This window comes from Pseudoduganella rhizocola (assembly GCF_045984285.3).
GTDB lineage: Bacteria > Pseudomonadota > Gammaproteobacteria > Burkholderiales > Burkholderiaceae_D > Rugamonas.
The window spans coordinates 160,374-186,211 of record NZ_JBJQIK030000001.1 but is presented as its reverse complement, the minus strand read 5'-3'; the positions used below and the strand labels follow the sequence as shown (position 1 = coordinate 186,211).

Genomic DNA, 25,838 nt, shown 5'->3' with positions numbered 1-25,838 from the left:
ACCGGGAACTGATTCTGGGCAATAATAGCGCTCGTTATTTGTCCTGGACAATCATGGAAACTGCCCTCGTCTGGTTCCGGCGCGACCTGCGCTCCTTCGACCACACCGCCCTGCATCACGCGCTGCAGGCCAGCCGCAAAGTGTTTTGCGCCTTTATTTTCGACAGCGCCATTCTGGACGATCTGCCGCGTGCGGACCGCCGCGTCGAGTTCATACACGCCTCGCTGGCAGAACTGGCTGCGGACCTGGAAGCAATGGGCGGCCACCTGCTGGTGCGCCATGGCCCGGCCGTGGAGCTGGTTCCCGCGCTTGCCGCCGAAGTGGGTGCGGACGCCGTGTTCGCCAACGAAGACTACGAGCCGGCTGCCATTGCGCGCGACGCGGCGGTGGCGCAGGCGCTGGCCGAATCCGGCCGTTCCCTGCGCACTTTCAAGGACCAGGTGGTCTTCTCGAAGGACGAAGTGCTCTCCCTCGCGGGCAAACCCTTCTCCGTATTCACGCCGTACAAGAATGCCTGGCTGCGCAAACTGCAGGCCGATCCCGCCGTGCTCGCTTCCTGGCATATCGAGCCGCTGGCCGACCGGCTGGCGCCGGGCGTATCGCAACTGCCGTCGTTGCGCGATGTCGGCTTTGCACACACCGGCCTGCGCGAGCTGGGTATCGATACCGGCATGTCCGGCGGCGCGGCCATGTTCGAAGCCTTCCTGCCGCACCTGGCCGATTACGGAACAGCGCGCGACTTTCCGGCGCAGCGCGCCACTTCCGGCCTCTCCCTGCACCTGCGCTTCGGCACGGTGTCGATCCGCCACCTGGTGCGTACCGTATCGGAGCTGTCGGCGCGCGGGCAGGCGGGCGAAGGCGGCGCGGTCTGGCTGTCGGAGCTTATCTGGCGCGAGTTCTACCAGATGATCCTGTTTCACAATCCCCATGCGGCGGGCGCTTCGTTCAAGCCTGCTTACGACCGCATCGAATGGGAAACCGGCCCCGATGCCGAAGCGGCTTTCGCGGCCTGGTGCGAAGGCCGCACCGGCTACCCGCTGGTGGATGCGGCCATGCTGCAGCTGAACCACACGGGCTTCATGCATAACCGGCTGCGCATGGTGACAGCCTGCTTCCTCATCAAGGACCTGGGCATCAGCTGGCAGCACGGCGAAGCTTATTTCGCGCTGAAGCTCAATGATTTCGACCTCGCGGCAAATAACGGCGGCTGGCAATGGGCCGCATCCTCGGGCTGCGATGCGCAGCCTTACTTCCGCATCTTCAATCCGGTAACGCAGTCGGAGAAGTTCGATGCGCAGGGAGAGTTCATCCGCCGTTGGCTGCCGCAGTTGAAGGGACTGTACGGCAAGGAGATCCATGCGCCATGGCTGCTGCCGCGCGAGCTGCTGAAGCAGCGCGGCGTGGTGCTGGGGCAGGACTATCCCGAGCCCATCGTGCACCACGACGAAGCGCGCCGGCGCACGCTGGCGCGCTACGAAGTGGTCAAGGCTTCTTAGGCATCAGCCCCGCAATGGCGCCCAGCAGGATAGGCTCCTGGAAGGGCTTGCCGAAATAGGCATTCACGCCCAGCTGCAGGGCGTAGTTGCGGTGCTTGTCCGCGCTACGCGAGGTAATCATGATGATGGGGATCTCGCGCGTGGCATCGTCGCCGCGGATATTGCGGGTCAGGTCGAAGCCGTCCATGCGCGGCATCTCGATATCCACCAGCATCAGGTCCGGCCTGCGTTCGTGCACCTGCTCCAGCGCGTCCACGCCGTCCTTCGCCAGTATCACGGTATAGCCTTCGCGTTCCAGCAGGCGCTGCGTTACCTTGCGCACGGTAATGGAATCGTCCACCACCATGATCACGCCTTCGGCCTGCGCCGGCGCAGGCGTTTGGGGCAGCGCGCGGCCGGGCTGCTGCGCCAGCACGATGGGGTTCAGGATCAGCACGATCTCGCCGTTGCCCAGCACCGTGGCGCCCGCGATGCCGGGCACCCGCGCCAGTTGCGGGCCGATGTTCTTGATCACCACTTCGCGGTTGCCCAGGATCTCGTCGGCATGCAGGGCGAGACGGTCGGTGCCGCTGCGCAGCATCAGCACGGGCGCCGAGCGCTGCGCCAGCGGCCGCGCCGCGGCATCGCCCAGCAGCGCCGGCAGGTAGTGCAGCGCCGCGCTCTGGCCTTGCAGCGTGAGCATACCCGCCGCATTGGCTTCGGCCAGCGCGCCCTCCTTCATCTGCAGCACCTGTTCCACCAGTGCCGACGGCACGGCGTAGGTTTTGCCGCCGGCGGCCAGCAACACCACCTGCGTTACCGCCAGCGTGAGCGGCAGGTGGATGGTGAAGCGGGTGCCCTTGCCTGCTTCGGTCCAGGTATCCACCCGGCCGCCCAGTGCGCTGGCCTCGGCGCGCACGATGTCCATGCCCACTCCGCGGCCCGCCAGTTCGGTCAGCGTGTCGGCGGTGGAGAAGCCGGGCTCGAAGATCAGGTTTGCCGCATCGGCATCGCTGATATCGGCCCCGGCGAGCAGGCCGCTTTGCTGCGCCTTGGCGCGGATGCGGGCGAGATCCAGCCCTGCGCCATCGTCGCTGAACTCCAGCACTACTTCGTTGCCCTGCTGGCTCACTTCCACCAGCAGCTCGCCGGTTTCCTGCTTGCCGTGGGCGGCGCGCTCGCTGCGCGCTTCGATGCCGTGGACGATGGCATTGCGCAGCAGGTGTTCGAACGGGCCGGCCATGCGTTCCAGCACGCCGCGGTCCATTTCTACCGTGCTGCCGCGGATATCGAGGTTGACGCGCTTGTCGACTTCCTTCGCGCTCTGGCGGGCAACGCGGAACAGGCGTTCGGAGATGCTGGCGAAGGGCACCATGCGCACGCGCATCAGGTAGCGCTGCAGGTCGCGCGTCATGCGGGCCTGCTGGGTGAGATCGTCGCTGGCGGCATCGACGGAGCGAATCAGGCTGTCGTGGAAGGCCGACACGTCGTTGACGCTTTCCGCCATCATGCGGGTAAGTTCCTGCAGGCGCGTGAAGCGGTCGAATTCCAGCGGGTCGAACTCGCGCTCGCCCGAGATCGAGAGGCGCGAGGCGATCTGCGTTTCGGCCTGCATTTCCACTTCGCGCAGGTGGCGGCGCAGGCGGTCCAGGTTGTCCTGGAAGTCCGCCAGCGAGGTGCGCAGCACGCCGACTTCGTTCTCCAGGCGGGAGCGGGTGATGGACACTTCGCCGGCCTGGTTCACCAGGCGGTCCAGCAGGTCGGCGCGGACCCGCACCATGGCCTGGCGCGCCGCCGGGTCGGCCGCCTCCGGCGCCGGCTCCTGCTCCTGCTGCGGCGCTTCCGCCGGCGCCGGATTTTGCAGCTGTTCGAAGAGCAGCAGGGCGTGGTCGTAGTGGGCCATCAGCTCGTCGAAGGCCAGCGGCGAGACGCTGCCTGCGTGGACCATGTTTTCCACATGCGTTTCGATCTCGTGCGCGTGCTGGCCGAGGCGCATCGCGCCGGCCATGCGGGCGCTGCCCTTCACCGTGTGCAGCACGCGCTGCAGGGTGTGGGCATGGCCGATATCGGTGGGCGCGTTGTGCCAGGCGCGCAGCGCTTCGCCCACTTGCGGCAGCAGGTCGGCGCCTTCTTCGAGGAAGACGGGCAGCAGGTCGGGGTCGATGTCGTCTGCAATCGCTGCCGGCGCGCCGTCGGACAGCGCGGCTTCGGCGGCCGGCAGGGCAAGCAACTCGACTTCCGGCTCGATCTCGTTCGTGGATGCTGCGCTATCGGCCGCCGCAGCGGCGGTGGCGGCGACGTCGCGGGCCGCTTCTGCATCGCCCGCCTCAGCGGCGGGTGTTGGTTCGGTCGCGTCCTCCGCAGCGTGCGCAACGGCTTCGCCGGCATCGGCAACTGGCGCGTCCGTTGGCTGCGGCACCGGCGTGTGATCCTGCAGCGCTTCAAGCTCGGGCGCCTGCGTGATCTCGGGTGCGTCCTGCCCTGCCGGTTCATCGGCGGGAAGCGCCATCAGTTCGTCGATGATCGCGGGTGCAGGGACTGGCCCGGGCGGTTCGGCCGGCTCTGGTTCAGGTACCGGCATGGGCGGCAAGGGCGGCGGCGCCACCTGCGTCAGCGGCGGAGCGGCGAAGGCATCGTCGAACGCCGCGTTGAACAGATCATCGATGCTTTCGTCCTGCTTTGCGAGCTGCGGACGGGGACGCAGCTCCGCGCCACGCTCCGGCATTGGGGGCGGATCGGCCAGCAGCGCGTGATAGGTGGCTGTAAACAGCGCATTCAGTCGGGCTTCCAGGTCATCCTGCGGCGCGGGCTCGCTCGCGGCATCGGCGAAGATGCTGTCCAGGCGCGCGTTCAATGCGCCTTCGGCGCGTGGCTGCGCAAGCTCCCTGGCCATGGCCGCCAGTGCGGCGATCAGTTCCGGCTGCTCGTCCGGCATGTCGCCCGCAGCGAAACTCTGCAGCATCTGGCGGATGCGCTCCACGGTAAAGTCGAGCAGGTCGTGTTGTGCGGGGTCGAGCTGCGGCGCCGGCGCCTGCACCACCTGCAAAGCGGTTTCCAGCGCAAAGGCCAGCTCGCGCAAGGCCTTGAAGCCGACCGTGCCCGAAGTGCCCGCCAGGGTATGTGCAGCGTGCAGCGCCTGCGCGCTTACCGGACGGCGCGGCTCGTGCCGCCACTCGCCGAAATCGCGCGCCAGGTGGCGTACCAGTTCGTCGCTTTCAGCAAGGTAGATGTTATACAGCGGCAGGGGAATCGCCAGCCGCCCCACGAATTTGACGTTGTCGTCGGCAGACGGCGTCACCGGTGTCGGCGCGGTCGCAACCGGAAGGCCGATGACATTTCCGGTCTGCGCCGCACCCGGCGTCTCCGGCCCACCACCGGCAGCGTGTACCGCGCCCATGGAATCCGTAGCGCCAGGAGCCGCTGGCGCCCCGGCAACCGCCTCCCCGCGGGCAGCTCCTGTTGTAGCTGCATCGTCTTCCGCAATGGGCGCACCGGGCGCTGCTGCGTCGTCAATGCTCGCTGCGTCCCCTGCGTCCTTGTCGGGGGCTGCGCTGAACGCATCCAGCTCTGCGGCGGCATCTTCTGTAGCGGGCAGCACGAAGGCGCCGTCCTGCTGAACACCGTCCGCCGCACGCATGATCGCCGCCGCGTCACGGCGCGATGCGCCGGCCGCGGCCAGCTCGGCAACCCAGGCGCGCAATTGCGGCGCCGCCCATTCCAGCAGCGCCAGCAGGTCCGCACTGGCCGCCCGCTCCTCGGCCAGCCACACATTCATGACCCGCTCCAGCGATGCCGCTGCATCGGCAAACGCGCTGAGGCCAACCATCCGCGCGCTGCCCTTCAGGGTATGGAAGGAGCGCCGCAGCACGGTGAGCCCTTCCAGCGACTCCAACGCCGCGTGCGGACCGTTCAACTGCATATCGACGGAGGCCAGCACGTCCTGCGCCTCGCCGATGAAGATCTCCAGCAGCTCGGCCTCGACGCCTGCATCATCGCCGGCGGCCGGCGGTTCAGCGGGCGATGGGGGCGGCGGCGATGGCACCTGCTGGTCCAGCACCGGAATCGATTCGGGCCCGGCAATCTTGCGGAACGGCACCGCGCGGAAGGTGCCCTGCTCCGCATCGAACACAAAGCGCTCCTGCGCCCCGGCCGCATTCTGCGCCAGCATATCCACAAAGAAGCCGAGCGCACCCACGTTCTGCGCGATATCGTCCAGCGCGCGCGCGGCATCGCCGCCCTGGGCCAGCGCCGCCACCGCGGAACGGACGTGGGCCGCCGCTTGCGTGGCGTCGTACAGATCGAGCATGGACAGGGCGCCCTCCAGCTGGTGCAGCACCGCATCCAGCGCACCCAGTTCGGCACGGCGCGATGGGTCGGCGTGGAACTCATCCAGCACCTTCTCCACCTGCCGCAGCGAGGTTTTCATTTCCATCGCCAGCGCAACGACCGTTTCATCCTGCTGCGCCATGCTGTTCTGCCACTGCGCCGGTGCAGGCGGCGTTTCACCTGCCAGCAATGCCTGCAGGCGGGCGCCTATATTGTCCGCATGGGCAGTGAAATCGTCAGGCAGATGACGGATGTGGCCGAGGTGGTGTTCGGCAAATAACAGCGCGCGGGCCATTTCCAGGCCCAGCTCCTCGCTGCTCCCCTGGGCCGCACCGGCGGACCGCCCCGCCTCCGCGGGGGTGAGGCGGGCATGTGCATGCTCGGATACTTTGGCCAGCTGCCGCATCAAGGCCGCCAGCGGCGCCAGCCCAAGCTTGTCGCTGGCTGCGGCCAGCGCCGCCAGCGCGTGCGTGAATGCGGACTGCTGTTCCGGACCGGCATCCGCCTGCTCGATGCGCTGCCATGCGGATTGCGCCTGCGCCAGCGCTTCGCCTGCGCGCCGCAGCGCCTCTTCATCCAGCTGGCCGTAGCGGCGCACCTCGTAATCCTGCGGCACCATGCCGTCCAGCGCATAGGCACTGCGCAACTGCCTGGCCAGCGGCGACAGCTGCCCGGCGTCGGCCGCCGCAATGAAGAACAGCGCGTCGCGCTGCATCGCCTCCGGCAATTCCGGCACGCCCTGCGACAGGCGGCGCAGCTGCAAATTGATCATGCCGAACAGCTGCTTCACATACAGGCCGCCCTCCAGCTGGCCGGACGCCACCAGTTCGGCAAAGGCCTGCATGGTGCACCAGAAGGCGCGTGCGCGGCTATCCTGCTGCGCGTCCGCCACTGCCTGGATGGCATCCCGCAGCGCCGCCGCGGGACCGGCGGCATCGGAGGCCTTGAGGAAGGGCAGCAGCGCGCGCTCGAAGCGCTGGCGCAAGGCAGCGTAGTCTGCACCATCCGCACCGGGCGCCGCAGGCAACTCCGGCGCCTGCGACAGGTCGGGGAAGAACAAATCCGCCGGATGGACGCGCTCCACGCCAAGCATGATCTGCGCATCACGGTAGTACGGAAAAAGCCGCACGGGCTGGAACGGCGCGCCGGCCAGCAGTTCCTGCAAGTACTCGATCAGCGCCTGGTACAGGTTGGCCACGATCTGCGCATTGTCGGCATTGGCCTTCAGCGTGCCGTTGCGGAAGCGCTCAAGCGCCTGCTCGGCCAGGCCTGTCACCAATACGACGCCATCCACATCCACCATCTGCAGCGCGCCGTGTGCCTGGTGCAGGTGCGACTTGGCATGCTGCAGCGCCGTGGCCTGGTCCTCCGGATCGCGCCCGCCCGCTTCGAACAGCGCCGTCTTCGAACGGCCCAGCGCTTCGCGGATTTCGACCATGACCCATGACAGCGGGTCCGGGTCGAACGGCGGCGTGGACGAAGTCGAAAGATCAGCTTTGTTCATTCTTGCCTCAGGATGAAATGCGGAAGCGCGACACGGAGTTCTTGAGCTCCTGCGCCAGCACCGACAGCTTGCGCACCGATTGCGCCGTATGCTGCGTGCCCTCTTTGGTCTGTTCTGTCACCTGCAGGATATGCTGGATGTTCTGCGCCACCCCGCTGGCCGAGGTGGCCTGCGCGCCGGTGGCCAGCGAGATACCCTGGATCAGCTCCGCAAGGCGGTTCGACACCTGCGAAATATCTTCCAGCGCGGCGCCCGCCGCGTCGGACAGGCGCGTGCCTTCCACCACGCCCTGCGTGGAGCGCTCCATTGCCGCTACCGCATCGTGCGTATCGGTCTGGATGGTGCGCACCAGGGCGCCGATCTGCTTGGCCGCTTCGGCGGAGCGTTCGGCCAGGCGCTGCACCTCTTCCGCCACCACCGAGAAGCCGCGTCCCGCCTCGCCGGCCGATGCGGCCTGGATGGCCGCATTCAGCGCCAGCACATTGGTCTGCTCCGTGATGTCGGAGATCAGCTCCGTAATCTCGCCGATCTCCTGCGACGATTCGCCGAGGCGCTTGATGCGCTTGGAGGTTTCCTGGATCTGGTCGCGGATCTCGTGCATGCCCGTAATGGCGTTCTGCACCGCCGTGGCGCCCTGCCTTGCCGCCGCCACCGACTGCCGCGCCACGTCGGCCGACTCGGAAGCGGAACGCGACACATCGGTAATCTCGTTCGCCATCTTGAGCACCGTGGCGCTGGCGTCCGCGATCTCGCGCGACTGCTGCTGCGATGCCAGCAGCAGGTCGCTGGAAATGCCCTGGGCCTGCGTCGATGCGGCAGTCACCTGCTCCGCCGTCACCGTCACCCGGCCCACCAGGCCGCGCAGTTCTTCCACCGTGTAGTTGACCGAATCGGCAATCGCGCCCGTAATATCCTCGGACACCGTGGCCTGCACCGTCAGGTCGCCGTCCGCCACTTCCTGCAGCTCGTTCATCAGGCGCAGGATGGCCGCCTGGGCGCGGTCGTTCTCCGCCTTGGCCTCTTCCTCCTTGCGCTGCGCCTGCAGGCGCAGGGCTTCCGCTTCCTTGCGGCGGCGTTCCGCGCCGCGGGTGCGGTTGTGCGAATCCTGCAGCAGCACGCGGCCGATGGCGGCACCGGCCAGCAGCGTGAGCATGCCGCCCGCCACCATCAGCCAGAACGTATAGTTCAGCGATTCCTGCGCGCCCCGGTAGGACTGCTGCAGGCTGGCCAGGCTTTGGCGCAGACCTTCGTTCTGCGTGAAGATCAGGCGTTCCGCATTCTTGGCCGCGATGAATTTGTCCAGGCGGTCGAGGATGCTCACAGTCAGCGTCTGGTAATCCTCGAACTGGGTTTTCAGCGCCGTGAAGCGCTGGCGCAGTTCAGGATCGCGCGTGGCCGCAATCTGCAAGGTATCGCTGCCGTTCAGGAAAGCGTCCACCGTGGTCCGGAACACCGTTACGTCGCGCCCCAGCTGGAAGGCGGTCTCCGAGCTGATGCCGCCCGCGCTCAGGAACTCGGTTGCGCTGCGGCTCATGCGCTGCGTGAGCATGGTGAGGCGGCCGATGGCAGCCTGCTCGCGCGCCGAACCGCCGCGCTGCAGCCTGAGGGCCGCAATCTCCTCGCTCAGCGCCAGCAAATCCGGCGACATCGCATTCAGCTTGCGCAAGGTGGCGTCCATGCCGGTGAGGTCGGCGCGCAGGGCGAGGATGGTGCCTGCCGCCTTGTCCGAAGCGCTCCAGCGCTGGCGGGCTTCGCGCGCCGCATTGAGCTGGTCGGGCGCCGCATTGCCCACGCTGCGGCCCTGGTAGCTGCCGCCGTCGATCATCAGCGCGAAATCGCGGTTCAGTTCATTGCGGCTTTCCTCCAGCTGGCGGAAGGCTTCCGCATTGCCCTGCACCGCGTTCGGCGCAGCCTTGCCGATGCGCTGGGAGTGCACCAGCGTATCGCCTGCCAGCTGGGTGCGTGCGGCGCTGATGGCGTTATAGCGCACGTTCAGCGCCACAAAGGCCGCGCTCAGCGCCACGCTCAGCGCCAGCGCAGTGGTGAGGTAGCTGAGCTGGCGCTGCGGCGGCAGGTGGCCGATCAGCGGCAGCTTGAAATCCGGGCCGCTGCCGCCTGCGGCATTGCCGGTACCTGTGCTGCCGCCGCGCCGCAGTGCATCGCGCAGCCGCAGCGGCGCGGCATCGTCGGCGTGGGCATCGGCGGCGAATTCGGAATTCGGCGCCTCATCTGCGCCGTAGTCCGCGCCGCGTGAGAACAGTTGGAATGCCATCAGGTCCGTCCTTCAGTGAATTGCGGCGCTAGAGGCCGACGTGCAGGAAGCGCGGCTCGCGCACCAGTTGCGCGAGATCCAGCTTGTACCAGTCCTGCCCTTCCACCTCCTCCACCTTGCGCAGGCCCAGCACGCGGGTGGCCAGCAGTGCGCAGTTGAAACCGAGATGCGGCGCAAAGCTGAGCAGGCGCGACTCGGCGCCCACCGGCGCGGGCGGCTCGCCCAGATAGCGCGCCAGGTCGATCACGCCGGTCAGGTTGCCGCGGATATTGGCCAGGCCCCGGTACCAGTCCTGCGTAAGCGGAACGGGCGACGGCGGCTGCATCGGCACGATTTCGCCGATTTGCGTCAGGTCCAGCAGGTAGCGGCGCGTGCCGATTTCCACGGCGAGCGAGCGTTCGGTTGGCGTATCGGAGGTTTTGGCAGCCTGCATGCGTTCCAGCAGCTGCACCTGGTACTGGCGCAGGCGGCTGCGGCGTTCGGCGCCGCCGGATTGAGGGTCGAAGTCCTGCGGCTCGCCGTTCATCGTTAGCCGAGGGCCGCGATGCGGGACAGCAGTTCGGCCGCGTCGACCGGCTTCACCAGGTAGTCCTTTGCGCCCTGGCGCATGCCCCAGATGCGGTCCGTTTCCTGGTTCTTGCTGGAGCAGATAATGATGGGCACATCCTTCAGCTCGGGATCGCGCGCGATGGAGCGCGTGACCTGGAAGCCGTTCGCGCCCGGCATCACCACATCCATCAGGATCAGCTCCGGCTTGTTGTCCTTGATCTTGCTGAGCGCTTCCTCGCCGCTTTCGGCGGTCGTTACCTGATAGCCGTTGCGCACCAGGATATCGCTCAGGTAGTAGCGCTCCGTGGGCGAATCGTCAACGATCAGGATACGGTGAATGGCCATGCTTGCCTCGCTCATGCGCCCGTGGCCGCGCCGGTATGCTCACGCACCGCCGCCAGCAGGCTGTCTTTCGTAAAGGGTTTGGTCAGGTAGGCCGCCGAGCCCACCATCGCGCCACGCGCCCGGTCGAACAGGCCGTCCTTCGAGGACAGCATGAGCACCGGGGTGGCATGGAATTTCGCGCTCTTCTTGATCAGCGCACAGGTCTGGTAGCCGTCCAGGCGCGGCATCAGGATGTCGCAAAACACCAGGTCCGGATGGTGGTCATTGATCTTGGCCAGGGCATCGAAGCCGTCTTCGGCCAGCAGCACCTGATAGCCGGCCTGGCTCAGGAAAATCTCGGCGGAGCGGCGAATCGTGCTGCTGTCGTCGATCACCATGATCTTCAAACCTGTCGCTTGCGGTGTTGTCGTCATAAGGGCCCACCAGTTTTACCGTACGATAGCACAGGGGACTTCTCAGCGGCAGGCGCGCGGCAGCCGTGCGGAACTTGCCAAATTTACAGCGCCACCATCTCGAAGTCGTCCTTGCGGGCGCCGCATTCCGGACAGGTCCAGTTCATCGGCACGTCGGCCCAGCGGGTGCCGGGCGGGATGCCTTCGTCCGGCAAGCCTGCCGCTTCGTCGTAGATCCAGCCGCAAATGAGGCACATCCAGCTTTTGAATTCCTGCGTATCGTTACTGCTCACGTTCTGCCACCCTCAATCAAGTAAAATGCCGAATCAGGTATCTTAATCTACCAGCCGTGCAAAACCAAACATCTCCACTCATCCTGACCTTTGGCGCCGCCGACCCCATTGGCGCCGTTGGCGTGCACGCCGACCTGGCCGTGTTCTCCGCGCTGCGCTGCCATGGCCTCTCGGTGACGACCTCCCTGCTGATCGGCGACAGCGCGCGCGTGGAGGACCAGCAGCATGTGGACCCGGACTGGGTGTCCGACCAGGCCCGCGTAGTGCTGGAGGACGTGCAGGTTTCCGCGTTCAAGGTGGGCGCGGTCGACAATATGGAGCACCTGTCCTCGATTGCCGAAGTGGTATCCGATTATCCCGACGCGCCGCTGATCCTCGACCCCTTCGGCTCCCAGTTCCCGGAACAGCCGGAAGAGGAAGATCCCGAAGAGCTGCTGACGGTGCTGCGCCAGCTGCTGGTGCCGCAGGCCACGCTGCTGATGCTGTCGCAGGTGGAGCTGGGCCGCCTCGCCGAAACCTGGCGTGAGATGAACAACGGCGAGACCGTGGCCGACGACGCCCAGCACCTGATCGACCTGGGCTGCGAATACGTGCTCGTGACCGGAACCCAGGCGCGCAGCGGCCGTCCCGACAACTCCATGCGCGCCAATACCCTGTACGGCGCCAGCGGCGTGCTGCGCCACGACCACTGGCGCCACCTGGCCGGCCCCTTCATCGGCTGCGGCGGCACGCTGTCCGCCGCGATCGCCGCCCATATGGCGCAAGGCGCCGATGCGCCGGAAGCGGTGGAGCTGGCGGAACAATTCCTTTTCGGCGCGCTCACGCATGCGCGCCGTATCGGCATGGGCAAGTTCGTGCCGAATCCCTTCTTTAATTTGCAACAGGCCTGAATCCGATGACAACTTCCCGTAACGATACGCTGTTTGAACGTGCCCAGAAAACCACGCCGGGCGGCGTGAACTCGCCGGTGCGCGCCTTTCGCTCGGTGGGCGGCACGCCGCGCTTCATCACCCGTGCCGAAGGCCCTTATTTCTGGGATGCGGACGGCAAGCGCTATATCGACTACATCGGCTCCTGGGGCCCCGCCATCGTCGGCCACGCCCATCCGGAAGTCGTGAAGGCGGTGCAGGATGCCGCCACCCGCGGCCTTTCCTTCGGCGCGCCGACCGAAGGCGAAATCGAGATGGCGGAGGAAATCTGCCGCCTGGTGCCATCGATCGAACAGGTGCGCCTGGTGTCCTCCGGCACGGAAGCGACCATGAGCGCACTGCGCCTGGCGCGCGGCGCCACGGGCCGCGACAAGATCGTGAAGTTCGAAGGCTGCTACCACGGCCATGCGGACTCGCTGCTGGTGAAGGCTGGCAGCGGCCTGCTCACCTTCGGCAATCCCACCTCGGCCGGCGTGCCCGAGGACTTCGTCAAGCACACGCTGGTGCTGGACTATAACAATGTGGCGCAGATCGAAGAGGCCTTCGCCTCCTTCGGCAGCGAGATCGCCTGCGTGATCGTGGAGCCGGTGGCCGGCAATATGAACCTGATCAAGGCCACGCCGGAATTCCTGCAGGCGCTGCGCGGCCTGTGCACGAAGCACGGCGCGGTATTGATCTTCGATGAAGTGATGTGCGGCTTCCGCGTAGGCCTGGGCGGTGCGCAGGCGCTGTACGGCATCCAGCCGGACCTGACGGCACTGGGCAAGGTGATCGGCGGCGGCATGCCGGTGGCGGCCTTCGGCGGCCGTGCCGACCTGATGGCGAAAATGGCGCCGCTGGGCGCCGTGTACCAGGCGGGCACGCTGTCCGGCAATCCGGTGGCGGTGGCGGCGGGCATGACCACGCTGAAGCTGATCCAGCAGCCGGGCTTCTACGACAAGCTGACCGCCAGCGCCAAACGCCTGGCCGAAGGCATGACGGGGGCTGCGCGCGAAGCGGGCGTGACCTTCTGCGCCGACTATGAAGGCGGCATGTTCGGCCTCTATTTCAGCGCCGAGCCTCCACGCAACTACGCCGAAATGATGGCCGGCGACCGCGCGAAGTTCAACGTCTTCTTCCACGCCATGCTGGACGAAGGCGTCTACTTCGCCCCGGCCGCCTTCGAAGCGGGCTTCGTCTCTGCCCGGCACGACGACGCCGTGATCGACGCCACCATCGCGGCGGCGCGCAAGGTGTTCGCGAACCTCAAATAAGCCACCCGGCTCCCTCAAGGCCCGCTTAGGCGGGCTTTGTTTTCTCTCAAGCCACTTACGTCCCTCACGCCCGAAAATTGGCGGCTAACAGACCGCTGGGGGACTACAATGAAATACAGTGAGTTTCGCAACTGGCTGATCAGGCAAGGGGCTGTGTTCAGACCCGGCAAAGGCAGCCACCAGAAAGTCACGCTCGGCGGCCGCTCTTCGATACTGCCCTACCATGGCGCAAAGGAGATCGGTACCGGGCTCGTCAAGCGCATCAAGAAAGATCTCGGATTGGAGGACTGATCATGCTGCAATATCCCCTGTCACTTGAGAAAGATGACAACGGCACGCTCCTCGTTGGATTTCCCGACATCCCGGCAGCCCATTCGGTTGGTGACGATATCGAAGACGCCCTGGCGAACGCATTGGACGCTTTTGAAACCGCATTCGATCTTCATGTAGAGAACGGCCGCCCCATGCCGCTACCCGGCGCCGCACTGGGCCAGCACAGCCTCTCTGTACCCGCCAACCTTACCGAACGCATCCAGCGCTGGAACGCCCAATTCCGGACCGCGACTTAAAAGTGCCTTAATCCTGCGCTTTGTAACAAGTTGGAAACTTTCTGCGGCAAGCAGGCTGATAGACTCGCCTCAACATGAAGCCTCCCTCTATCACCCAGCACTAAGCTGCCGGCCTGCGTTCCGGCGGCGTGCGCCTGCACGAGCCGGAAAATGAAACTGCTGAAACACCTCACCGACCACGACGCCGTCCAGGCGCTCGGCCCCGGACTCATTACCGGCGCGGCCGACGACGATCCGTCCGGCATCGCCACCTACTCGCAGGCAGGCGCCCAGTTCGGCTTCAATATGCTGTGGACCGTGGTGCTGACCTATCCGCTGATGGTGGGCATCCAGCTGGTGTCGGCACGCATCGGCTTCGTGACGGGCGACGGGCTGGCGGCCAATATTCGCCGCGCCTATCCGCGCCCCTTGCTGTGGCTGATCGTGCTGCTCCTGCTTGCCGCCAACATCATCAATATCGCCGCCGACGTGGCGGCGATGGGCGAGGCGCTGCGGCTGGTGATCGGCGTGGGCACGGCCCACCTGTATTCGCTGGCCTGCGGTTTCCTGTGCCTGAGCCTGCAGGTTTTCCTGCCCTACCGCAGCTATGTGCGCTTCCTTAAATGGCTGACGCTGGGGCTCCTTGCTTACGTGGCAACGGTTTTCGCAGTGCATCTCTCCTGGGGCCAGGTACTGCGCGCCAGCCTGATGCCCCATTTCGAGTGGAACGCCACGTCCGTGGGCATGATCGTCGCCATCTTCGGCACCACCATCTCGCCCTATCTCTTCTTCTGGCAGGCATCGCAGGAGGTGGAGGAAATGCGCGAAGGCACGCGGCGCAGCCTGCGCAAGGTAAAGCTCGACACCCTGATCGGCATGGCATTCTCCAATCTGGTGGCCTTCTTCATTATCCTGACGGCAGCGGCAACCCTGAACGGCATCGATATCCAGAGTTCCGCGCAAGCCGCCGAGGCATTAAGGCCGGTGGCAGGCGAATTCGCTTCGCTGATTTTCGCGCTCGGCATTCTCGGCACCGGTTTATTGGCGATTCCCGTGCTGGCCGGTTCCGCGGCTTATGCCGTGACCGAGAGCTTCCAATGGAAAAACGGACTGGATTTAAAACTGCTGGAGGCACGCGAGTTCTACGCCATTATCTCGCTCGCCACCATTGGCGGCATGGCGCTGGATTTTGCGCCGGTCGATCCGATCAAGGCCCTGCTCTGGTCCGCGCAAATCAACGGGGTTATCGCCGTGCCCATCATGATTATCATGATGCTGCTCGCGAATAATAAAAAACTGATGGGCAGGGCCACGCTGACGCGGCGGCATACGGTGCTCGGCTGGCTGGGCGTCGGCCTGATGGTTGCTGCCGTGTGCGGCATGGCGGCAACGTTCTGATGAGGTTTCGCGCCAGCTTCTGGCGCGTTGGCGCCAAACCCTGGCACGCCTGGGGCGGCAAATCTTAAAAACTTCCTAAGCTGACAAAAGGACGACAAATTGATGAAGTTCGCTCTCTAGAATCGCTCGCTTCACTCACCGGTTCATGGAGATGCAAATGCAAGCAAGCCCTCAAAACAAAGGCGCTATCTGGATCAAACTCGCGGTTGTGTATTTGATCGTTGGCGTGGCAATGGGAATCATGATGGGCGCCAGCCGCGATTTCACGCTGCGTCCCGTGCACGCGCACATTAATTTACTGGGCTGGGCCACATTTGCACTGGCCGGCCTGATTTACACGGTATATCCGCGCGCCGGACTCAGCAAGCTGGCGAAGATTCACTTCTGGCTGATGAATATCTCGGTGCCGGTAATGATGGCGGCGCTGGGGATTATTCTTACCACGCAGAATATGAAGATTATTCCGGTGCTGGTGGTGGCGGAGATGCTCGCTGCGGCCTCGGTACTGGTATTCGCAGCGAATATCTTTCTCAACCTGAAGCAGGAATGACCTCATCCCCGCCTGCGCGGGGACGACGGTGTTATTTGAGCCAGCCGCGGTGGCGGAAGTAGAGGAAGGGAGCGATCGCGCTGGTGATCATCAGGCCCCAGGCCCAGCCGTAGCCGTAGGTCCACTTCAGCTCGGGCAGGAAGTCGAAGTTCATGCCGTACACGCTCGCAATGAGGGTCGGCGGCAGGAAAGCCACGGACGCCACCGAGAAGATCTTGATGATCTTGTTCTGGTTAATGTTGATGAAGCCGACGGTGGCGTCCATCAGGAAGTTGATCTTATCGAACAGGAAAGAGGTGTGGCCGTCCAGCGATTCAATATCGCGCAGGATCTGCCGCGCTTCCTCGAACTGTTCCGAATTCAGCAGGCGGCCGCGCATAAGGAAGCTGACGGCGCGGCGCGTATCCATCATGTTGCGGCGGATACGGCCGTTCAAGTCTTCCTCGTGCGCGATGGCGCTCAGGGCGTCGGCTGCGTCCTTGTCGGTGAACTCTTCCTGCAGCACGCGGCCGGACACCTCTTCCAGCTTCTGGTAGATACCTTCCAGCGCATCCGCCGAATACTCGGCGTCGGTCGCGTACAGGTCGAGCAGCACATCCATGTAATCGGCAATCGAGCCGGGCCGCGAACGGGCGCGCATGCGCACCAGGCGGAACACCGGCAAATCGTCCGTATGCACGGAGAAGAGCATCTTTTTGGCGAGGATGAACGCAACTGTCACCACGCGGGAGGGGCCGTCGTCTTCTTCCAGCAGGAAGTCGGTGCGCAGGTGCAGGTCGCCGTTTTCGGCTTCGTAGTAGCGGGCCGAGGCCTCGATATCCTTGACTTCGTCTTCGCCCGGCAGGATCACGCCATAAATGGACTTAACCCAGTTGCGCTCGTCGTCGGTGGGGTCGGTCAGGTCTACCCAGACCGGCGCCGCCTGTTCCAGGTCTTCGCGCGTCTCAATGGACACCTGGTTGAGCCGGCCATTTTGTAAAACGAAGACATTGATCATAGGCACTCTCAGCCGACGGTGGGAACGAAACAGCGCAAGTGTAACCGCAAGACCGGGGCCAAGCCACCCCGCTGCAACACTTTTTGTCTAACGTGCCGCCTTTTCGATCATTTTTTCCCGCATTGTGGCCGCGGCGTCCTCCGATGGACGCTTATCCGGCACTTTTGGCGGCTCAATACCGCGCGAAACGTGGATATCGATCTGGTTGCCGCTCTCGCCGCAATCCACATTGGACACCACGGTTTTTCCGTTGATCACGCACTTGCGTAGGGGCGCGGACTTGGGGACGGCCACCTCCGGCACCGGTACGGCGGCGGTGGCGGCAGCCTTGCCCTTCTCCACTCCTTCGGCGAAGTAGTTCTTCTCATGGCGCATGGACATCATGGCGATCATGGCTCCGGCCGCAAGGCAGGCCATGACCACGGCCACTTTGATGAGGCTGATTCCGGACTGTCGGCGCAGAGGCATAGGGCTCTCCTTAACGGGGCACTTCGGCGGAATTCATCCGCTTGAGAATGGTGGCGGTACGGCGGTTCAGGTAATTGGTGTCGCGGTGCGCATCGTAATAGCGGGGGTTGGGCAGCATGACGGCCAGCCTGGCCGCCTGCGCAGCGTTCAGGCGCGAAGCGGGAATACCGTAGTAATGCTTGGCGGCTGCCTCCGCGCCGAAAGTGCCTTTGCCGAATTCCACCACGTTCAGGTAGATCTCGAAAATACGCTGCTTGTCCATCAGGGTTTCCAGCATATAGGTGATGATCAGCTCCTGGCCCTTGCGGATATAGCTGCGGGATCCCGACAGAAAGAGGTTTTTTGCCAGCTGTTGCGTGATGGTTGAGCCACCGTGCGTAACCTTCTTGCGCTTCTGGTTGCGCTCGTAGGCCTTCTCCAGGGCATCCCAGTCCACGCCTTCGTGGTCGTTGAAATTGGCGTCTTCCGAGGCGATGATGGCCCGCTTCAGGTTGCTGGAAATGCGCTCGTATGGCACCCACTGCTGCTGGATATTGGCCTTGGGGTTCTTTTCCCGCAGCGCCGACTGCTGCTCGCGCATGAAGGACGTCATGGTCGGGTTATGGTCCACCCACCACCAGATCTGCACGAAAAAATAGGCCTGCACGGCCATGAACAAGACGATGGGGATAATGAACATCCACTTCACCCAGCTGAAACGGCCGGGCGGCTTGCGCGCTTTTGTCATAGTTTTGAACGCATTTGCACCAATAACGCCGACGTATCAGGCCGCACCCCGCGCCAGCCGTAGAACGCTTCGGCGGCCTGCTCGATCAGCATGCCCAGTCCATCGCGTACGGTAGCGCCGTGTTCGGCTGCAAAGTGCATGAAGACGGTCGGTTCCTTTCCGTACATCATATCCAATGCAAGCGTTCCTTGGTGAAATACTGCGGCCGGAATCGGCGGCAAGGCCGCGTTCAGGCTGGCCGATGTTGCATTAATGACGATATCGAAGCTGCCCTGCAGGCTTTCGAAGCCGCTGGACGAGAGCACGCCCTCGCCCGCCAGGGCGGCAAACTGCTGCACCAGCGCCTCGGCGGTGGCCACGGTGCGGTTGGCGATGACCAGCGCGGCCGGCCGTTCCTCCAGGATAGGCAGCACGGCGCCACGGGCGGCGCCGCCGGCGCCCAGCATCAGCACCCGCTTGCCGGCGATGGGCACGCCCGCGTTGCGGACGATATCCGCCACCAGGCCGGCGCCATCGGTGTTGTCGCCGATGATGCCGTCCGGACCGAACACCAGCGTATTGACGGCGCCGGCGGCCTGGGCGCGCATGGTCAGCGCATCGGCCAGCTTGTGCGCATCCAGTTTGAAAGGCAAGGTCACGTTCGCGCCCTTGCCGCCTTCGGCGATGAACTCGCGCACCGCCTGGGCAAAGCCATCCACTGGCGCCAGCCGGCGCTCATAACTCAGTTGCTGGCCGGTCTGGGCCGCATAGGCCGCGTGGATTTCGGGCGATTTGCTATGGGCGATCGGATTCCCGAACACGCAGTAACGGTCCATCAGTTCGAGCCTCCGAGATTGGTTTCCAGCTTTTCCTCGCGCGTGAATTTGAAGCGCGTGATGATGACCCACAGGTCATCCTTCTCGCTGGACAGCATATTGGGCGGGAATTTGCCGAAGGGCGCGGCGCGGCGCACGATGTTCAGCGCCGCCTGGTCCAGCGCCGGATTGCCGGAGCTCTGCTGGATGCGGACGCCGCCTTCAGCCATATAGATGCTGCCGTCCTGGAAGATCGGGATCATCACCACCAGTTCGCCGTACAGCTTGCGGCCGTTCTTCTGCGGGAAATTCAGCGTGCCGATCTCCTCGATACGGCGCTGCAGCTGCTTGTAATACATGGCGTAACCCACTTCGCGCGTGCTGGGCGTGATGTAGGTGCGCTTGGGGCGCTTGTTCTGGTCGTCGATGGTCTGGGTGATCTCGGCGGTCATGCGCGCGATGGCCTTGCTGCTCTCGATCAGGTCGGCGCCGGTCGGGGTGGGATCGGGCTTGTTCTTTTCGGTGACGGGCGCGGCGCGGTAGGGCGTGGTCTTCGTCACCTGGGTCAGCAGGTTCTTCTGCAGCTGTTCCAGCTCCTCGATGCGGCGGCGGGCGGCCTTCACGCTGTCGCCGGTTTCCATCTTGCGCATATCGGGCAGCGGCGACTTGGCGCGGCCCGCATCGGCATTGCCGCCGCCGTCCAGGTTCGCCTGCGCCAGCGCCTCCGCCTTCAGCGGCTTCTGCGCATGCTTGGCGTTGACGAGAATGACTTCAAGGCTGGGATCGGTCGGCTCGACCTTGAATTCCTTGGGCGCCACGAAATGCACCATCAGCATCGCCGCGTGCGCCGCCACGGAAACAGCCATGGCAATGATCAGGAACCGGTTTTCTTTAACAGACATTGCCGCATTTTAAGGCAATTGAATAATTGGGGACAGACCCTGATTTATTTAATTAGGGTCCGTCCCCAATTTTTGGCGCACCTATGGCAGCGACGCCGGATAAGGGACGAAGTCGGCGCGCATGCCAGGGCGCGTGCCGCCCTGCCCTATGAGGCAGAAAATTGGGGACAGACCCGGATTTTGGAAATCCGGGTCTGTCCCCAATTTTTAGGCAACTTTATTGTGGGCCGGGCTCGGTGACGGCGGTTTCGCTGGCGAGGTCGGCGACTTCGGCTTCGGCTTCCGTCGGCTGCGCCGGGTCGGCCGGGGCTTCTTCGTCGTCGAAGTCGATGTCGGCGTCCGGCACCTGATCTTCAGGGATTTCCAGCAGGCGGGCTTCGATCGACAGGTCCACTTCGTCCCAGCGCAGGATGTCGAGCTTGACGTGCGCCCCCCGCGCCACCGACGGCATGCCCGGCAGGCGGATGATCAGCGGGATCTCCGTCAGGCGCAGCACTTCGTCCTTCAGCACCACAGCTTCCACCTGCTTCGCGTCTTCCTGCCCCAGCCAGCGCAGGCACCAGTAGCGTTCCATATTGGACTGGAAGTCGGCGTATGCCGCGTAAGCGGCATCGAAGGCGGAGACAATGGCGAACAGGTTGGCGTCCTTCTGCTTGAACGGCGCCACCAGCGGCGCCGTCACGCCGTTCTCGGCGCAGGCCAGGATCTGCCACTGGTTCACCAGGTCGGTGTAGCGGCGCAGCGGCGAGGTGCTCCACGCGTACTGGTCCACGCCCAGACCCTGGTGCGGCGCGGCGTGCGTCACCATGCGTACCTGCATCTTGGCGTTCCAGCCGCCCACGCCCTGCCCCTGGCTGCGGTAGATGCCCGGCACGCCATGGTCATGCATCATCTTGCCCCAGGTGCTGTTGGCGAAGATCATCAGCTCGGCCACGATCTTGTCCAGCGGCGCACCACGCTTGCGGCGCGAAATCGTCACCACGTCGTCCTCGACGTAGAAGTTGAAGTCCACGCGGTTGTTCTGCTCCGGCTTCAGGCCGAAGGCTTCGCGCTTGACCATGCGGCCCGCTTCCAGGTGCTGCGCCCAACCCCACAGCAGCGTGAGCTCGGCCTTGCGCGGATAGTCTCCCTCGCCGCTGGCCAGGGTTTCTTCGTTGACCACGTCATCCAGGTCGTTGTGGCGCAGGTTGTTCGCGATCGGCACCAGCTCGGCGCGCGTTTCGGTGGAGATCACTTCCCAGCTGGAGGTATCCAGCGTGGCGTACAGCGACAGCGCCGGGCAGGTTTTCCCTTCCGCCAGCGTGAAGGCATTCACCACCGAATCCGGCAGCATGGTGATCTTATCGCCCGGCATATAGACAGTGGACATGCGGCTGCGCGCCAGCTTGTCCAGCGCATCGTCCGGCTTGATGCCCAGGCCCGGCGCGGCAATGTGGATGCCGACGCGGACCTTGCCGCCGTCCAGGTGCGTGATCGAGAAGGCGTCGTCGATCTCGGTCGTGGTCACATCGTCGATGGAGAAGGCTTCCACCGCAGCGACCGGCAAATTGGCCGGCGCAGCCGGCACCGCCACGTCCGGGAAGCCATGCCCTTTCGGGAAGTTCTCGAACAGGAACTTCGCCATGTGCAGGTCTTTCGGCGAGCCCACGCCGCCGACCGCCAGCATCAGGCGCTGCGGCGAGGTATGCAGCTCGTCGCAGGCTGCTTCCAGGGCCTTCCATTCGATGGTGTTCTTGTCCGGCTTGAACAGCAGCTGCTGCACAATGTTCTGCATCGCGGCAGGCAGCTTGTTCTCTTTCAGCTCGTCCACATACTGCTGCTGGATGATGGCCTGCTGCTTTTTCTTCTCGATGCCCGCCAGCGCAGCCTTCAGCGACTGCTCCGGCGCCGCCTTGTAGCGCCCGCGTCCCTTCTTGTAGAAGTAGATCGGCGACGAGTGCAGGCTGAGGATGAGCCCCGCCGCCTCATGCGGCAGCGGCGTGTGGCCGAAATATTCGGCGCCCAGTTCCGCGAAACCGAATTCCTCTTCGCCGGCCACTTCCCACAGGAAGTCCAGGTCCACGTCGGCGGCGATGGCCTTGGCCTGCTCCATCAGCGTGGCCGGGTCGGGCTTCTCGTACTGCAGCAGCACGTCTTTGGCTTTGACCTTGCTGCGCTTGCCGCTGGCCAGCTCCACCTGATAAGCCTCGCCAGCCTGCGACAGCACGGTACCGACTTTGAAATCGCCGGATTCTTCAAAAAAGACGTTCATTATTTATCTCGTATTCATCATCTTGTTGGGACGCAGCGCCAGCACCTGGGGCAGGAATACCTCAGTCACCAGCAATGTGCCCTCGCGGCGCTTGTACAGGCAGCGCCGCGCATACAGCAGTTGTTCGTCCGGCGGCGCAATGCCGTTCCGTTCCAGCGCGGCCCGTGCACGCTGGACCAGCGGATGGCTCGCGCGCAGCCGTGCAAATTCCAGTTCGCCCCGGCGCACCATGGGGTCGCCGAACAGCGTGGTGCCCAGCGAGCGTTCGCCGAGGGCGCTGAACAGGGGCCAGTCCGATGCGTCGGCGGACATCGGCACCACGGTGTGCGCGAACACCACGGGCGTATTATCACACCGCAGCAGCACTTCTCTCTCCCACACCCGGCCGGGCCGGTGCAGGCCGATGGCGGCCGCTTCGTCGCGCAGGCAGATCGCCGTCTCCTGGTGCAGCCTTTGCACCCGGAAGGTTCCGCTGTGCGCTTTCAGCTTCGCCGTCAGCGATCCACCGCCGGTCAGCCAGTGGCGCAGCGGCTGAGGCGCGTTCACGGCCAGTACATGGCCATGCCAGTTCGCCTGGCGCAGGGACTGCTCTCTCATGCCACCCCGCAGAATGCCAGCACGCTGTCCACGTACTGCGCGTATTCGCTGATGGCGTGGTCGCTGCCTTCGATCACGTGCTGGCGGGCGCCTTCGTAGTGCTTCACCATGTCGCGGTAGTCCAGCACTTCGTCGCCCGTTGCGGCGAGCAGGAAGTAGCGGCCCGGCATGGTGATGCGTTCCACTTCAAAGGCACGCAGCTCGTCGATATATTCACGCTTGAATTCGAAGGGCTTGTCCGAGTGGTATTCGCTGGTCATACCCACGTGCTTGTCCAGGTCCAGGCGCGGCACGATGGCGGGGTTCAGCAGCACGGCCTTGCAGCCCAGCTTCTCGGCCAGCCAGGTGGCGTAGTAGCCGCCCAGCGAGGAGCCGATGATGGTGAGCTGCTCAGGCGGCACGCCGCGCACCAGGTTCTCCGCCAGTTCCATCGCCTGCTTCGGCGAGGCGGGCAATTGCGGCGCGATGAATTCCGCGCTGCGGCCCAGCTGCGCCATGCGCTCCGACGTGAGGCGGGACTTCATCGACAGCGGCGAGGATCGAAAGCCGTGCAGGTACAGGATCATTACTTCAGCGCCTCAAGCAGCTTGCCATGCACGCCGCCAAAGCCGCCGTTGCTCATTACTACAATATGGTCGCCCGGCTGGGCTTTTGCCTTGATCGCCTGCACCATGACGTCGATGTCTTCATAGGCCGAGGCGATATCGCCCATCGGCGCCAGCGCCTTGCCCAGGCTCCAGCCCAGTGCCTTTTCGCTGCCGAAGCCGAATACCAGGTCCGCTTCGGACAGGCTGCCCGGCAGCGCGTCCTTCATCGCGCCCAGCTTCATGGTGTTGGAACGTGGCTCCAGCACGGCCAGGATGCGTCCCGTCTGGCCCAGTTTCTGGCGCAGGCCGCCCACGGTGGTGGCGATCGCGGTCGGGTGGTGCGCGAAGTCGTCATACACGGTGATGTTGTTCACCACGCCGCGCACTTCCATGCGGCGCTTCACGCTTTCGAAGCTCTCCAGCGACTTCGCCGCCTGCGCAATCGGCACGCCCACATTGCGCGCAGCGGCAATCGCGGCCAGCGCGTTGGAGCGATTGTGCTTGCCGGTCAGCTTCCAGTGGATAGTGGCTTCGCGCTTGTCGTTGAACAGCACATCGAAGGAGCCGTCCGGATGCTCCAGCATCTTCCAGTGCGCGTCCGGCGCGCTGCCGAAAGTCTCTTTCTCGGCCCAGCAGCCGCGCTTCATCACGCGCTGCAGCGATTCCTCGTCGCCGTTAACAATCAGGCGGCCCACGCCCGGCACGGTGCGCACCAGGTGATGGAACTGGGTTTCGATGGCGCCGATATCGGGGAAAATGTCCGCGTGGTCGTATTCCAGGTTGTTGAGAATCGCCGTTTTGGCGTGGTAGTGCACAAACTTCGAGCGCTTGTCGAAGAAGGCGGTATCGTATTCGTCCGCCTCGATGACGAAGAATTCGGACTCAGCGCCCTTGCCGCTGAGGCGGGCCGAAATGCCGAAGTTCATCGGCACGCCGCCGATCAGGAAGCCCGGCGCGTAGCCGTTATCTTCCAGGATCCATGCCAGCATGGCCGAGGTGGTGGTCTTGCCATGCGTACCGGCGACGGCCAGTACCCATTTATTACGCAGGATATGGTCGCCCATCCACTGGGGGCCGGAGACATAGGGCAGGCTGCGGTTCAGGATCTCTTCCACCAGCGGATTGCCGCGCGACACCACATTACCGATCACATACAGGTCCGGCTTCAGCTCCACCTGTTCCGGCCCGAAGCCCTGGATCAGCTCAATGCCCTGGGCCTCCAGCTGGGTGCTCATCGGCGGATAGACGTTGGCGTCGCAGCCCGTCACGCGGTGGCCCGCCTCTTTTGCCAGCACGGCGAGACCGCCCATGAAAGTGCCGCAAATGCCGAGGATGTGAATATGCATGGTAAGTATCGCAATTGGTCAGGAACGAGATTTTACCTGACGCGCTGGATTTATCCGGTTCAGAGTATCATCACGTCCATGATGCAGAACCCCCACGACGAAGTGCAGCAGCTGCGCGCCGAGATTGCGGCCGCCGCCGCGCGCATGGTTGCGCAGGACGGCGCCGACTACGGCAGCGCCAAGCGCAAGGCCGCGCGCCAGATCCTCGGCGAGTCGCAGGCCAACGCCAAGCGCGACCTGCTGCCGGACGATGCCCAGGTGGAGGAGGAAGTGCGCCTCTACCACGCCCTGTTCAACGCCGATACCCAGCCGGCCCGCCTGTTCCGCCTGCGCACCGTGGCGCTGCAGGTCATGGAAATGCTGGAGCAGTACCAGCCCCACCTCACCGGCGCCGTGCTGAATGGCAGCGCCGGCGAGCATGACGATATTCGCCTGCAGGTGTTCGCCGACAGCGCGAAAGATGTGGAAATCTTCCTGCTGAATCAGAACCTTAATATAGAGATCTCCGAATCCGACCATTTCAAGGGCCCGCGCTACGAACCGGTGGAGACGGTGAGCTTTATCTGGCAGAAGGAAGGCGTGCATGTCGAACTGTATGAACAGGACGACCTGCGCGGCGCAAAGAAGCAGCGGGCGGGCGACAAGCCAATCCGCGCCGGCATCGCGGAAGTCCGCGCTCTATTAACTACCAGCTCCCAACCTGATGAAGAAGAATAAACTCCTGATCTACGGCCTTGTGGCCATTATCTTCGGCGCCATCGGCGCCTGGTACGGCACCCGCCACAAGGCGGAAGCGCCGCCGCCCATTACCGCCACCGTCGCTCCCAATGTAACCGGCCCGTCCAAAGCCCTGTACAGCCAGCGCATGATGGACGTGAACGGCGTGGAGCAGCAACTGGCCCAGTGGCAGGGCAAGAACCTGCTGGTGAATTTTTGGGCGCCATGGTGCGCGCCATGCGTGGAAGAGATGCCCGAACTGTCCGAGCTGCAGACCGCCAGCGCGGGCAAAAACCTGCAGATCATCGGCATCGGTATCGATTCGCAAGCCAATATCGCCGAATTTGCCCAGCGCATGAAGATCACCTACCCCCTGTATGTGGGCGGCATCGGCGGCAGCGACCTGTCGCGCACCTTCGGCAATACCCAGGGCGGACTGCCGTTTACGGTGCTGATCGGCGCCGACGGCCAGGTGAAAAAGACCTATCTCGGACGACTGAAATTCGACCAGCTGCGTAACGACCTCTCAAGTTTGTAGGCTTTTTGGCAAGTTCTTTTTTCTTGCCAATGCCTGCGCTTAGCGGCAAAATGCGAAACTTTCGCGGAAATTGGTCAGGA

24 protein-coding genes are annotated in these 25,838 nt (G+C 64.4%); 9 read left to right on the top strand and 15 right to left on the bottom strand.

Translation table 11 applies throughout. The features are described 5' to 3' along the window. Positions 1-53 precede the first annotated feature (53 nt). Positions 54-1,496 (top strand): cryptochrome/photolyase family protein, encoded by a 1,443-nt coding sequence (locus ACJRPG_RS00875; protein ID WP_407998149.1) that lies wholly within the window; start codon positions 54-56, stop codon positions 1,494-1,496. On the opposite strand, the gene ACJRPG_RS00870 is transcribed toward ACJRPG_RS00875, so the two are convergent. From ACJRPG_RS00870 to ACJRPG_RS00845, 6 genes are all read right to left on the bottom strand, one after another. Further along, on the bottom strand, positions 1,483-7,305 hold the full coding sequence (locus tag ACJRPG_RS00870; protein WP_407998148.1) for a hybrid sensor histidine kinase/response regulator: 5,823 nt from the start codon (positions 7,303-7,305) through the stop codon (positions 1,483-1,485). The two genes, ACJRPG_RS00875 and ACJRPG_RS00870, sit on opposite strands and share 14 nt — an antisense overlap. 7 nt (positions 7,306-7,312) lie before the next feature. Further along, positions 7,313-9,577 carry a methyl-accepting chemotaxis protein gene (locus tag ACJRPG_RS00865; RefSeq protein ID WP_407998147.1) on the bottom strand — a complete coding sequence of 755 codons (2,265 nt, stop codon included), beginning with the start codon at positions 9,575-9,577 and terminating at the stop codon, positions 7,313-7,315. Positions 9,578-9,605: 28 nt separating this feature from the next. Then, positions 9,606-10,103: a chemotaxis protein CheW gene (locus ACJRPG_RS00860; RefSeq protein ID WP_407998146.1), complete on the bottom strand. Its 498-nt coding sequence runs from the start codon at positions 10,101-10,103 to the stop codon at positions 9,606-9,608. Between the two features lie 2 nt (positions 10,104-10,105). Beyond that, positions 10,106-10,471 carry a response regulator gene (locus tag ACJRPG_RS00855; protein WP_407998145.1) on the bottom strand — a complete coding sequence of 122 codons (366 nt, stop codon included), beginning with the start codon at positions 10,469-10,471 and terminating at the stop codon, positions 10,106-10,108. 11 nt (positions 10,472-10,482) lie between these two features. After that, positions 10,483-10,884: a response regulator gene (locus tag ACJRPG_RS00850; protein WP_407998144.1), complete on the bottom strand. Its 402-nt coding sequence runs from the start codon at positions 10,882-10,884 to the stop codon at positions 10,483-10,485. A gap of 83 nt (positions 10,885-10,967) precedes the next feature. Continuing rightward, complete coding sequence (locus tag ACJRPG_RS00845; protein ID WP_407998661.1) at positions 10,968-11,120, bottom strand: rubredoxin; 153 nt, start codon at positions 11,118-11,120, stop codon at positions 10,968-10,970. Between the two features lie 92 nt (positions 11,121-11,212). Here ACJRPG_RS00845 and thiD point away from each other — a divergent pair, with 92 nt between their 5' ends. The 6 genes from thiD (at position 11,213) to ACJRPG_RS00815 (ending at position 15,834) form a co-directional block, all read left to right on the top strand. Further along, on the top strand, positions 11,213-12,046 hold the full coding sequence (gene thiD, locus ACJRPG_RS00840) for a bifunctional hydroxymethylpyrimidine kinase/phosphomethylpyrimidine kinase (protein ID WP_407998143.1): 834 nt from the start codon (positions 11,213-11,215) through the stop codon (positions 12,044-12,046). A gap of 5 nt (positions 12,047-12,051) precedes the next feature. Then, complete coding sequence (gene hemL / locus ACJRPG_RS00835; RefSeq protein ID WP_407998142.1) at positions 12,052-13,338, top strand: glutamate-1-semialdehyde 2,1-aminomutase; 1,287 nt, start codon at positions 12,052-12,054, stop codon at positions 13,336-13,338. 108 nt (positions 13,339-13,446) lie between these two features. Further along, positions 13,447-13,629, top strand: coding sequence for a type II toxin-antitoxin system HicA family toxin (locus tag ACJRPG_RS00830; RefSeq protein ID WP_407998141.1), 183 nt, complete (start codon positions 13,447-13,449; stop codon positions 13,627-13,629). A gap of 2 nt (positions 13,630-13,631) precedes the next feature. Continuing rightward, positions 13,632-13,907, top strand: a complete 276-nt coding sequence (locus ACJRPG_RS00825) for a type II toxin-antitoxin system HicB family antitoxin (RefSeq protein ID WP_407998140.1) — start codon at positions 13,632-13,634, stop codon at positions 13,905-13,907. Between the two features lie 150 nt (positions 13,908-14,057). Beyond that, positions 14,058-15,284: an Nramp family divalent metal transporter gene (locus tag ACJRPG_RS00820; RefSeq protein ID WP_407998139.1), complete on the top strand. Its 1,227-nt coding sequence runs from the start codon at positions 14,058-14,060 to the stop codon at positions 15,282-15,284. A gap of 151 nt (positions 15,285-15,435) precedes the next feature. After that, complete coding sequence (locus ACJRPG_RS00815; RefSeq protein ID WP_407998138.1) at positions 15,436-15,834, top strand: hypothetical protein; 399 nt, start codon at positions 15,436-15,438, stop codon at positions 15,832-15,834. Between the two features lie 31 nt (positions 15,835-15,865). Here the strand turns inward: ACJRPG_RS00815 and corA are convergent, their stop codons facing one another. The 9 genes from corA to mpl all read right to left on the bottom strand — a co-directional run bounded on the left by corA (position 15,866) and on the right by mpl (position 24,503). Continuing rightward, positions 15,866-16,831: a magnesium/cobalt transporter CorA gene (corA, locus tag ACJRPG_RS00810; RefSeq protein WP_407998137.1), complete on the bottom strand. Its 966-nt coding sequence runs from the start codon at positions 16,829-16,831 to the stop codon at positions 15,866-15,868. 87 nt (positions 16,832-16,918) lie between these two features. Continuing rightward, a complete protein-coding gene (locus tag ACJRPG_RS00805) occupies positions 16,919-17,299 on the bottom strand; it encodes a DUF4124 domain-containing protein (RefSeq protein ID WP_407998136.1) in 381 nt (126 codons plus the stop codon). A 10-nt stretch (positions 17,300-17,309) separates the two neighbouring features. Further along, complete coding sequence (gene mtgA, locus ACJRPG_RS00800) at positions 17,310-18,026, bottom strand: monofunctional biosynthetic peptidoglycan transglycosylase (RefSeq protein ID WP_407998135.1); 717 nt, start codon at positions 18,024-18,026, stop codon at positions 17,310-17,312. Next, positions 18,023-18,841 carry a shikimate dehydrogenase gene (gene aroE / locus ACJRPG_RS00795; protein ID WP_407998134.1) on the bottom strand — a complete coding sequence of 273 codons (819 nt, stop codon included), beginning with the start codon at positions 18,839-18,841 and terminating at the stop codon, positions 18,023-18,025. The genes mtgA and aroE overlap by 4 nt, the downstream gene beginning before the upstream one ends. Further along, on the bottom strand, positions 18,841-19,722 hold the full coding sequence (locus tag ACJRPG_RS00790; RefSeq protein WP_407998133.1) for a TonB family protein: 882 nt from the start codon (positions 19,720-19,722) through the stop codon (positions 18,841-18,843). Before ACJRPG_RS00790 ends, aroE begins: the two co-directional genes overlap by 1 nt. A 217-nt stretch (positions 19,723-19,939) precedes the next feature. Beyond that, positions 19,940-21,973 (bottom strand): ribonuclease catalytic domain-containing protein, encoded by a 2,034-nt coding sequence (locus ACJRPG_RS00785; RefSeq protein ID WP_407998132.1) that lies wholly within the window; start codon positions 21,971-21,973, stop codon positions 19,940-19,942. 3 nt (positions 21,974-21,976) lie between these two features. Then, positions 21,977-22,570 (bottom strand): chorismate--pyruvate lyase family protein, encoded by a 594-nt coding sequence (locus ACJRPG_RS00780; RefSeq protein ID WP_407998131.1) that lies wholly within the window; start codon positions 22,568-22,570, stop codon positions 21,977-21,979. Beyond that, positions 22,567-23,136 carry a YqiA/YcfP family alpha/beta fold hydrolase gene (locus tag ACJRPG_RS00775; RefSeq protein WP_407998130.1) on the bottom strand — a complete coding sequence of 190 codons (570 nt, stop codon included), beginning with the start codon at positions 23,134-23,136 and terminating at the stop codon, positions 22,567-22,569. Before ACJRPG_RS00775 ends, ACJRPG_RS00780 begins: the two co-directional genes overlap by 4 nt. Continuing rightward, complete coding sequence (mpl, locus tag ACJRPG_RS00770; protein WP_407998129.1) at positions 23,136-24,503, bottom strand: UDP-N-acetylmuramate:L-alanyl-gamma-D-glutamyl-meso-diaminopimelate ligase; 1,368 nt, start codon at positions 24,501-24,503, stop codon at positions 23,136-23,138. Before mpl ends, ACJRPG_RS00775 begins: the two co-directional genes overlap by 1 nt. 78 nt (positions 24,504-24,581) lie before the next feature. Between mpl and ACJRPG_RS00765 the strand changes: the two genes are divergently transcribed. Then, positions 24,582-25,220: a hypothetical protein gene (locus ACJRPG_RS00765; protein ID WP_407998128.1), complete on the top strand. Its 639-nt coding sequence runs from the start codon at positions 24,582-24,584 to the stop codon at positions 25,218-25,220. Next, positions 25,207-25,758 (top strand): TlpA family protein disulfide reductase, encoded by a 552-nt coding sequence (locus ACJRPG_RS00760; protein ID WP_407998127.1) that lies wholly within the window; start codon positions 25,207-25,209, stop codon positions 25,756-25,758. Before ACJRPG_RS00765 ends, ACJRPG_RS00760 begins: the two co-directional genes overlap by 14 nt. Positions 25,759-25,838 lie beyond the last annotated feature (80 nt).